Genomic DNA, 10,250 nt, shown 5'->3' with positions numbered 1-10,250 from the left:
GGCATGCCGCGCTGGTTGCAGAGCTCCACGAAGTGCGCGCCCTTGAGCGCGGACTCGCTGAACAGGATCCCGTTGTTGGCGACGATGCCGACCCGATGGCCGTGGATGTTCGCGAAGCCGCAGACGAGCGTCTCGCCGTACAGCTGCTTGAACTCCTGGAACCGGGAGCCGTCGACCAGGCGGCGGACCACCTCGCGCACGTCGTACGGCGTGCGGGTGCTGGTCGGCACCACGTCGTAGATCGACTCCGGCGGCTCGTGCGGTTCCTCGACGTCGGCCGGCTCCGGTCTCGTGACGTAACCACCGTTGGTCGAGGAGGTCGCCCTGGCGACCGTCACGAGACCATCGGGCCCCGGCAGCGTCGCGACGATCCCCCGGAGGATCTGCAGCGCATGCGTGTCGTCCTCGGCGAGGTGGTCGACGACGCCGGAGGTCCGGGCGTGGACGTCGCCGCCGCCGAGCTCCTCGGCGGTGACGACCTCGCCGGTCGCGGCCTTCACCAGGGGCGGGCCGCCGAGGAAGATCGTGCCCTGGTTGCGGACGATCACGGTCTCGTCGGACATCGCGGGGACGTAGGCACCGCCGGCCGTGCACGAGCCCATCACCGCTGCCAGCTGCGGGATGCGGCGGGCCGACATGTTGGCCTGGTTGAAGAAGATCCGGCCGAAGTGCTCCTTGTCGGGGAAGACCTCGTCCTGCATCGGCAGGAACGCGCCGCCGGAGTCGACCAGGTAGATGCACGGCAGGTGGTTCTCCGCGGCGATGGTCTGCGCCCGGAGGTGCTTCTTGACGGTGATCGGGTAGTAGGTGCCGCCCTTCACCGTCGCATCGTTGGCGAGCACCATGCACTCGCGGCCCTCGACCCGGCCGATGCCGGCCACCACGCCGGCGGACGGCACGGCGTAGTCGTCGCCGGGCTTGCCGTACATCCCGTACGCCGCCAGCGGCGCGATCTCGAGGAAGGGGCTGCCCGGGTCGAGCAACCCGTCCACCCGGTCGCGGGGCAGGAGCTTGCCGCGGTCGGTGTGCTTCTTGCGGGCGGCCTCGCTGCCGCCCTCGCGCACGCGGGCGAGCCGCTCGCGCAGCTCGACGCTGAGCTCCTCGAGGCTGGTCATGGCACGAGGTTAACGATCATTAACCTGCGCGGTCAATCGGGTGGGGAGCGTGGTCTCGGGTACTGCCCCTGCGTACGCCCATCGAGAGGAGACCCGGTCATGTCGACCGTCGGCACCATCAGCAAGATCGCCACCGAGGTCGCAGGCAGGACCGCCCACGCCGTCACCCACCCCGTGGAGACGGTGTCGTCGGTCACCGGCCGCGCCCGCCGGCTCGCCGGCGCGGTGGTCGCGGGCGGGCGGACCCGCGAGCCCGACGTCGCCGAACCGCCGTCGGCGGCGCCCGCTTCAGCGACACCCACCTCGGCGGCGCAGCCGCCTCCGGCCCAGCCGGTCGCCCCTCAGGAGGTCGCCGACGACTGGGCCGACGAGCTCGACGACATGCCCACGGTCAACCCCGCCACCGGCCAGCCGCACCGTCAGCAGTCCGACGACGACGCGCTCCTGGATCCCTCGCTGGCCAAGGCGAACAGGTCCGAGGCCGAGATGATGCGGAAGGCCGCCGAGGGCCCGCAGGAGGGGTGAACGAGCACTAACCTTGGTGGGTGACCACCACCGCGGAGCCGACCCGGCGCGAACAGATCCTCGCCACCGCGGCCGAGCTGTTCGCCGCCCGCGGCTTCCACGGGGTGTCGGTCGCCGAGCTCGGGGCCGCGTGCGGGATCTCCGGTCCGGCGCTCTACAAGCACTTCGCCAGCAAGCAGGCGATGCTCGCCGAGATGCTGGTGTCGATCAGCGAGCAGCTGCTGGCGGTGGGGCGCGAGCGGGTGGCAGCGGCGGACGGGCCGGCCGACGCCGTACGCGCGCTGGTGGACTGGCACGTCGAGTTCGCGCTCGGCCACCGGCCGCTGATCATCGTCCAGGACCGCGACTGGGAGTCGCTCCCCGAACAGGCCCGTGAGCAGGTCCGGCTGCTGCAGCGGTCCTACGTCGACCTGCTCGCGGGCCAGCTCCGCGCGCTGCGGCCCGACCTCACCAAGCCGACCGCGCACGCCGCCGCCCAGGCAGCCTTCGGGCTCCTCAACTCCACCCCCCGGGCCGGCCACGCCATCTCCGACGACTCGCTGCGCACCCTGCTGGCCGACATGGCCCTCGCCGCCCTCGGCGCCAGCCGCAAGTCGCCCAGCAGCCGCAACCACTGATCGCGTCAACTGCGACACGCTCGGGCCATCGGGTCAGAAGGCTCCGCCGCGGCCCTCCCCGTCGCGGAAGCGGGCCGCGCCGGTCATGGCCTCGAGCAGGGAGCGGCCGCAGTGGACCCACTCGACGTCGAGGGCGCGGTCGAGAGGCAGGCCGTGCTGCTCGTACGACGACAGCCGGTCCTGCTGCAGGCAGGTCTGCGGGAAGGCGGCGATCTGCTCGGCCAGCGTGATCGCCTCGGCCAGCGCAGCGCCGGGGGCGCTGACCCGGTTGGCCAGACCGATCCGCAGCGCCTCGTCGGCGGCGACCGGGCGGCCGGTGAGGATCAGGTCGAGCGCGTGGGACTGTCCGACCAGTCGCGGCAGGCGGACGGTGCCGCCGTCGATGAGCGGCACGCCCCAGCGCCGGCAGAAGACGCCGAACACGGCGTCGGGGTCGGCCACCCGCAGGTCGCACCACAGCGCCAGCTCCAACCCGCCCGCGACCGCGTGTCCCTCGACCGCGGCGATCACCGGCTTCGACAGCAGCAGCCGCGACGGTCCCATCGGCGCGGGACCGTCGGTGCCCGGCGGGTCGGCCTTCATGGTGCCGGCGCTGACGGCCTTGAGGTCGGCGCCGGCGCAGAAGGTGCCGCCGGCTCCGGTGAGGACGGCGACGCTGGCGTCCGGGTCGGCGTCGAAGGCGAGGAACGCGTCGTAGAGGGTCTGCGCGTGCTCGGTGTCGACGGCGTTGCGCACCTCGGGCCGGTCGATCGTGACGACCGTGACCGGACCGCGCCGTTGCACGTCGACGGCCATCAGCCGATCTCCACCACGGCCCGCTCGATCACGGGCCCGAGGTCGAGCCCGGTCGGCAGGGTGCCGAACGCGCCGCCCCAGTCCCGGGCGAGGCGGGTCGCGCAGAACGCGTCGGCGACCGCGGCCGGCGCGTGGCGGAGCAGCAGCGAGCCCTGGAAGACGAGCGCGAGCTGCTCGACGATCCGCCGGGCGCGGAGCTCGATGTCGTCGAACGACGTGAACTCCTTCTGCAGCCGGGCCAGCGCCTCGTCGAAGCGGACGTCGGCGCCCGACGCGAGCCCGACCTCCTCGAAGAACGCGTCGAGGGTGTGCGGCTCCCGCGCGATCGCCCGCAGCGCGTCGAGCGCCGCGACGTTGCCCGACCCCTCCCAGATCGACAGCAGCGGCAGCTCGCGGTAGATCCGCGCCACGTCGAAGTCCTCGATGTAGCCGTTGCCGCCGAGGCACTCGAGCGCCTCCGCGGCGAGGATCGGCCCGCGCTTGCAGACGTAGTACTTGGTCGCGGCCAGCGCGAGCCGGCGTACGGCGGCCTCCCCCTCGTCGCCGCGGATCGCGCGGTCGTTGGCGCCGGCCAGCCGCATCATCGCCGTCGTCGTTGCCTCGGACTCGACCGCCAGGTCCGCGAGCACGTTGCGCATGGCCGGCTGCTCGATCAGCGCCTTGCCGAACGCCGAGCGGTGGCGGGCGTGGTGGGTGGCCATCACCAGCGCCGTGCGCATGCCCGCGGCCGTGCCGATCACGCAGTCGAGCCGGGTCTGGTTCACCATCTCGACGATGGTCCGGACGCCGCGGCCCTCCTCGCCGACGAGCCAGCCGGTGGCGCCGTCGTACTCGATCTCGCTGGAGGCGTTCGACTTGTTGCCCAGCTTGTCCTTGAGCCGCAGGAAGCGCATCGGGTTGCGCTCGCCGCCGGGCAGCACGCGCGGCACGAGGAAGCACGACAGCCCGCCCGGGGCCTGGGCGAGGGTCAGGAACATGTCCGACATCGGTGCCGACGTGAACCACTTGTGGCCCACGAGCTCGTAGGTGCCGTCCGACCCAGCCGTCCGCTGGGGCGTCGCCGTCGTGGTGTTGGCGCGTACGTCGGAGCCGCCCTGCTTCTCGGTCATCGACATGCCGGCGATCAGGCCCCGCTTGGTGGCCGGGTCACGCAGCCCGAAGTCGTAGGTGCGGTTCGTGAGCAGCGGCTCGAACTGCGCGGCGAGCCCGGCGTTCGCCCGCAGCGCCGGCACCACGGCGTAGGTCATCGAGATCGGGCAGCCGTGGCCGGCGTCGACCGACCAGACCATGAACTTCGCGGCCCGCGCGACGTGGGCGCCGGGCCGGTCGTCCGCCCACGGCGCCGCGTGCAGGCCGTGGCTGACGGCCGTCTCCATCAGCTGGTGGTAGGCCGGGACGTACTCGACCTCGTCGACCCGGTGGCCGTAGCGGTCGTGGGTGTGCAGCCGCGGCGGGACCCGCTCGGCGAGCCGGCCCCAGGACTGGGCCTCGGCGGTGCCGGCGAGCCGGCCGAGCTCGTGGATCTCGTCCGCGGCCCAGCCGGCGCCCTCGCGCTCCAGGCCCTCGAGCAGCGCCGGGTCGGCGGCGGTGTCGTGGCCGACCAGCGGCGGGACCTGGTTGAAGACGTCGTGCGTGGAGTGCGTGCTCATGGTGGTCATCCCTTGTTCGTGGAAGGTCCGAAGTCGTCGTACGGCGCGCTGTCGCGCTCCCGCACCGCCTGCTTGAAGCCCACGTCGGCGGCGCGGGCGGCGAAGGAGTAGCCCTCGCGGGTGTGGCGGGAGATGCCGTCGAAGACGGTGCTGATCATCTGGCTGTTCTGGACGCCCTGCGCGAGCAGCGCGGAGTTGAGCGCGAGCTTGACCATCATCAGCTGGTTGATCGGCATCGCGGCGATTCGCTGCACCAGGGCCTCGGTGCGCTCGTCGAGCCGGTCAGGCTCCGGCGCCTCGATCGCGAGCCCCCACTCGGCGGCCTCGCGGCCGGAGAGGCAGTCGCCGGTCAGCAGCAGCCGTTTCGCCCGCTGGTCGCCGAGCCGGTCAGGCTCCGGCGCCTCGATCGCGAGCCCCCACTCGGCGGCCTCGCGGCCGGAGAGGCAGTCGCCGGTCAGCAGCAGCCGTTTCGCCCGCTGGTCGCCGAGCCGGTGCGCCCACAGGCCGGCGCTCGGCACTCCCCACACCCGGGTCGGCGGATAGCCGATCTTCGCGTCGGCGGCGATCACGACCTGGTCGCAGTGCAGCGCGATGTCGGTGCCACCGGCGACGCAGAAGCCGTGGATCTTCGCGACGGTCGGCTTGTTCGCGTGGAGCAGGCTGGCGTAGCCGCGGGTGAAGCGGCTCATCATCGCGTAGTCCACCATCGGGTCCCACGTCTTCGCCGGGTCGTGGTTCGGGATCGCCTGCTCGGCGAACGCGGTCAGGTCGTAGCCGCCGCAGAACCCCTTGCCGCGCCCGCTGAGGACGATCACGTGCACCCGCGGGTCGAGGTCCGCGCGCTCGACGGCAGCGGCCAGCTCGCCGGGGGTGTCGGGCGTGATCGAGTTGCCCTGCTCGGGCCGGTCGAAGGTCAGTCGCGCGACCCGGCCGTCGACCTCGTAGGTCAGCGTGCGGTAGTCGCGCTCGTCGTCGTCGAGCGGGAGTCCGTCGTACGGCGAGTCGGGGCCCTCGTGCGCGGCGCGCCGCCAGGGCGCTGCATCTGCCATGTCGCGATGTTACGGTTCTCACTACAGTTGTGTCCAGATCTGTAGCGGAGGGATCGTGGCGGAGGACCTGAAGCCGTTGCCGGCACGGTCGGTCGTGCTGTCCCTGCTCCTCGGGTCCCACCCCGACCGGCTCAGCCCGGCCCAGCTGACCCGCGCGGGCGAGCACTTCGGCATCCCGGCGCCGACCCTGCGGGTCGCGCTGACTCGCGCGGTGGCGGCCGGCGACCTGCGCAGGGAGGACGGCGACTACCTGCTCGGCGAGCGGCTGGTCGCCCGGCAGGCCCACCAGGACGAGGGCGTGGAGGATGCCGAGACCGAGTGGGACGGCACCTGGGAGATGGCCGTGATCGTGGTGTCCGGCCGGCCCGGCAGCGAACGGGCGAGCCTGCGCGAGCGGCTGACGGGCGCGCGCCTCGCCGAGCTCCGCGAGGGGGTGTGGACCCGGCCCGCGAACCTGCGGCGCCCGGCGTCGTACGCCGATGACCCGGTCCTCTCCTCGTTCCGCGCCCGCCCCGACGGCGACCCGTCCGGGCTGGCCCGGGAGCTGTGGGACCTGACGGGCCGGGCGGCCGAGGGGCGCGCGCTCCTGGAGCGACTGGACCGGACCGCGGCGCCGGCCCCTCGCCTCGCGGTCGCGGCGCACGTCGTACGTCACCTCACGGCCGACCCGCTGCTCCCCCGTGCGCTGTTGCCCGCGGACTGGCCGGGAGCCGCGCTGCGGGCGGCGTACGCCGCCTACCAGGCCGAGCTGCGCTCGCTCGCCATCGTCTAGGAGCGACCCGATCCGCTGAGGCTGCCCGCCAGGAGGGCCTCCAGCGGCACCGGCTCGGTCCACAGGTAGCCCTGGCCGGAGTCGCACCCGAGGTCGCGCATGATGTCGAGCTGGCCGACCTCCTCGATCCCCTCGGCGACCGTGCGGAGGCCGAGCCGGTGGGCGATCTCGATGACCCCGCTGACGATCGCCCGGTCCTCCTCGCTGTGCACGACGTTGCGCACGAAGGTCCGGTCGATCTTCAAGATGTCGACCGGGAAGCTCCGCAGGTGCGTCAGGGGCGAGTAGCCGGTGCCGAAGTCGTCCAGCGCCACCTGCAGTCCCAGCGACTTGAGCTCCCGGAGCCGGGCCACGGCACCGGTCATGTCGCTGACCGTCGCGGTCTCGGTGATCTCGAGGACCAGCCGCTCCGCGGGTAGGCCGGAGGCCTCGAGGGCGTGGGCCACCACCTCGGCCAGCCGGGGGATCCGCAGCTGTCGCGCCGAGATGTTGACGCTCGTGTACGCGTGGCCGAACAGCTGCGCGGTGGCGTCGCACGCCGTCCGCAGGGCCCACTCACCGATCGGCCCGATCTGGCCGCTCGTCTCGGCGTGGTCGATGAAGGAAGCCGGGCTGAGCAGGCCGCGCTCGGGGTGCATCCACCGGATCAGCGCCTCGATGCCGAGGTGCAGGTCCGACCGCAGGTCGACGATCGGCTGGTAGTGCAGCCAGAACTGGTCGCCGACGATCGCGAGGTCGAGGTCGGTGCGGATCCGTGACCGCGACTCGGCCGCCACCCGCATCTCCGGCCGGAAGATCTCGTAGCAGTTGCTCCCGCGCGCCTTGGCGGCGTACATCGCAGCGTCGGCCTCGGCCAGCAGGTCGTCGGTGTCGCCGTGCCACTCCGCGGACTCGGCCAGCCCCACGCTGGCGTGGGTGACGACCTCGGCGTCGCCGATGTTCACCGGCGCGCAGATCGCCTCCAGCAGCCGCTCGACGACCATCACCGCCGCATCGAGCTCGGTGTCCTCCAGCAGGATGGCGAACTCGTCGCCGCCGAACCTCGCCACCGTGTCGCCGGGGCGCACGTTCTCGGCGAGCCTGGTGCCGATGGTCCGCAGAAGCTGGTCGCCCGCGCCGTGGCCGTGCGCGTCGTTCACGGCCTTGAAGTCGTCGAGGTCGAGGAAGCAGGCGAACAGCGGTTTCGCACGACGGCGGGCCATCGCGTGCTGGGTGCGCTCGAGGAAGAGCACCCGGTTCGCGAGACCGGTCAGCTCGTCGGACAACGCCCGCTCGCGCAGCTCGTCCTCCAGGCGGCGGCGCTCGGTCACGTCGTGGGTGTTGAGCACCAGCGCCTCGACGGCGGGATCGTCGAGGAGGTCGGTGATCGAGGTCTCGGCGTGACGGAACGAGCCGTCGGCCTGCATGACCCGCACCTCGATCCGGCAGTGGTCCTGGAGTCCGGCGTTCTCGAGGGCCTCGGAGAACATCGCACGGTCCGAGGGGTGCACCCACTCCAGGATCGGCCGGCCCACCAGCCCGACGGCCGGCAGCGCGAAGACCCGCGACGCTGCGGAGCTCTGGTAGGTCACCATGCCGTTGCGGTCGACGAGGGTGAGCACGTCGCTGGAGTTGCGGCCGATGGCGCGGAACCGGGCCTCGGTGCCGGCGAGGTGCTCGAACGCCGCTCCGGCCAGGGTGGCGACGAAGCTGGCGAGCTGGATCTCCTCGTCGCCGAACAGCTCGCCCAGCTGGCTGTGGGTGAGGTAGAAGCACCACAGCGCCTTGCCGTCGACCATGATCGGAGCAACCAGCACCGACCGGATCTCCGACAGCAGCAGGCTCTCGCTCCCGTCGACACTGAAGTCGCCAGCGACCACCGGGACACCGGCCTCGACCGCGCGGCTGATCAGGGTCTGGCTGATGGCGTCGGCGCGCTCGCCGGACACCGTGACCGGGTGCTCGTGGTCGAGGTGGTCGACGCTGATGATGTGGCACCGCTCGCCGCGCAGCAGGGTCAGCGCGGCGTTGCGGATGACCGCCTCCAGGGCCGTGGTCGTCGGCGCGGCCGCGATCTCGCGCCCCACGCTGAGCAGCGTCGTGAAGCGGTCGAAGAGGGAGACCGTGTGGTCCGCCTCCTCCTCGGTCGGCATCAGGTCCAGCGACCGCTCGAAGGCGAGGACGGCCTCGGTCGCCTCGGCCAGCAGGTCGGCCAGGTCGGCCAGCTGGTCGGCGGAGCCGCCCCGGGCCACCAGGACCTCGGCCCGGGCCTTCCGGCTCAGGGCGGCCTCGTAGCGCGCGCCCTGCGCCTCCGCGATCGCCACGCTGCGCTCCAGGAGCCGGAGCGCCCGGCGCTGGCGGCCCTTGAGGCTGGCCAGCAGACCCGCCTCGCGGAGGGCGTGCGGAGCGTTGTTGCGATAGCTGAGGGCCCAGAGCCTCGCCCGCCGGACGTGGGTCGTGCATTCCCGCAGCAGTCGGTTCCGCCCGGCGACGTCGTACGACGACGCGCGCTCGACCGCCAGCCGGGCGATCGTCGCGTTCCAGGACGCGATGGGGGCGGCGTACTCCTGGTGGAGGCCTCCCGCCCGGACCACGGCCGCGGCCTCGGCCGCCTCGGCCGCGGCGCGGTCCAGGTCGTCCGCGCGGATCGCGCACACGGCGGCGGCGAACCGGAGCTCGGCGGTCGTGCTCAGGTCGGCGCTGTTGCGCGCGAGCTCGGCGTCGATCAGCGCAGCATCGACCCGGCCGCCGCTGGCCCGGGTCCACACCGACAGCGCCACCCCGGCCGAGGTCTCGTCGCCGATCGCCATGGCCGCCGAGTACGTCGAGCGGGCGACGTCCACGGCAGCCGCCAGGTCGCCCTTGCGGTAGAGGCACATCGCCAGGTTCCAGCTGGCGGTGTTGACCTCCCACTGGTCGCCGGTGGACTCGAGCAGCCGGATCGCCTCGCGGCAGGCGTCGGCACCCTCGTCGTACCTCGAGGCGGCGTAGAGGGTGACGCCGGCGAAGCCGTGGCTCTGGCCCTGGCCCCACGGGTCGTTGCGGGCGCGGCGGATCTCGAGGGACCGGCGGGCGTAGCGCAGCGCGCGGTCGTACCAGGGAAGCATGGTCATGACCGGGGCGTGCTCGGAGCAGGCCTGGCCGAGCTCGGCGCTCGGCGGGTAGCGCTCCGCCAGGTTCAGGCCGCGGAAGTGGCTCCACGCGCACATGAACTTGCCGCTCGAGAACCAGTAGACGTAGGCGAGCCGGCTGTGGATGCGCATCGCGAGGAACTCCTCGTCGCGACCCTCCGGGGACCGGCGCCCGGTCGTCAGGCCCGGCAGCCAGCTGTGCACGGCCTGGACCAGGATCTCCCAGAGCAGGCGGGCGAACAGGACCGGCGCCCGGGTGGGGACCGGTCGTCCGAGCTGCGCCATCGCGCCCTCGAGGTGGCGGCGCGCGGTCGACAGGTCGCCCTGCTTGAAGGCGAGACTGCCGAGCTTCTCGTCGAGCGACGCCTTCTGGAGCGGGTCGACGACCAGGGCCTTCGCCTCCGCCAGCTGGGCCTTCGCGTCGGCGTACGCGCCCCGCAGCGTCAGCACGTCGCCCATGCCGGTGGCGATCGCCGCTCGCGTGGCATGGTCCTCCGGCGCCACCCCGCGCTCGGCCATCCGGAAGTGGGCGAGCGCGGAGTCCAGGCCGTACTGGGCGCGGGCCACCTCGGCGGCGCGCAGGGCGTACGGCAGCGCGTCGGCGTGCCGGCGGGCGGC

Annotated in this window: 8 protein-coding genes; 3 read left to right on the top strand and 5 right to left on the bottom strand. The window is 73.0% G+C overall.

All coding sequences use genetic code 11. The features are described 5' to 3' along the window. Positions 1-1,115: carboxyl transferase domain-containing protein (locus tag H0488_RS18745; protein ID WP_183100759.1), on the bottom strand; the 1,115-nt coding region annotated here is incomplete at its 3' end. A 99-nt stretch (positions 1,116-1,214) separates the two neighbouring features. Here H0488_RS18745 and H0488_RS18740 point away from each other — a divergent pair. Both H0488_RS18740 and H0488_RS18735 read left to right on the top strand, forming a co-directional pair. After that, complete coding sequence (locus tag H0488_RS18740) at positions 1,215-1,640, top strand: hypothetical protein (RefSeq protein WP_183100758.1); 426 nt, start codon at positions 1,215-1,217, stop codon at positions 1,638-1,640. A gap of 20 nt (positions 1,641-1,660) precedes the next feature. After that, positions 1,661-2,257, top strand: coding sequence for a TetR/AcrR family transcriptional regulator (locus H0488_RS18735; RefSeq protein ID WP_183100757.1), 597 nt, complete (start codon positions 1,661-1,663; stop codon positions 2,255-2,257). 33 nt (positions 2,258-2,290) lie between these two features. Here H0488_RS18735 and H0488_RS18730 read toward each other — a convergent pair whose 3' ends face one another. From H0488_RS18730 to H0488_RS18720, 3 genes are read right to left on the bottom strand one after another with little or no spacing between them, the layout of a single operon-like run. Next, positions 2,291-3,052: a crotonase/enoyl-CoA hydratase family protein gene (locus H0488_RS18730; RefSeq protein ID WP_183100756.1), complete on the bottom strand. Its 762-nt coding sequence runs from the start codon at positions 3,050-3,052 to the stop codon at positions 2,291-2,293. Further along, positions 3,052-4,701 (bottom strand): acyl-CoA dehydrogenase family protein, encoded by a 1,650-nt coding sequence (locus H0488_RS18725; protein ID WP_183100755.1) that lies wholly within the window; start codon positions 4,699-4,701, stop codon positions 3,052-3,054. Before H0488_RS18725 ends, H0488_RS18730 begins: the two co-directional genes overlap by 1 nt. A gap of 5 nt (positions 4,702-4,706) precedes the next feature. Next, positions 4,707-5,750, bottom strand: coding sequence for a crotonase/enoyl-CoA hydratase family protein (locus tag H0488_RS18720; RefSeq protein ID WP_183100754.1), 1,044 nt, complete (start codon positions 5,748-5,750; stop codon positions 4,707-4,709). A gap of 55 nt (positions 5,751-5,805) precedes the next feature. On the opposite strand from H0488_RS18720, the gene H0488_RS18715 reads away from it, so the two are divergent. Beyond that, positions 5,806-6,522, top strand: a complete 717-nt coding sequence (locus tag H0488_RS18715; RefSeq protein WP_312856430.1) for a PaaX family transcriptional regulator C-terminal domain-containing protein — start codon at positions 5,806-5,808, stop codon at positions 6,520-6,522. Here H0488_RS18715 and H0488_RS18710 read toward each other — a convergent pair. Beyond that, the coding region (locus tag H0488_RS18710) for an EAL domain-containing protein (RefSeq protein ID WP_183100752.1) at positions 6,519-10,250 on the bottom strand (3,732 nt) is incomplete at its 5' end. The genes H0488_RS18715 and H0488_RS18710 overlap by 4 nt on opposite strands.

This window comes from Nocardioides pelophilus, from assembly GCF_014180685.1.
GTDB lineage: Bacteria > Actinomycetota > Actinomycetes > Propionibacteriales > Nocardioidaceae > Nocardioides > Nocardioides pelophilus.
This window is presented reverse-complemented; position numbering and strand designations above follow the sequence as displayed.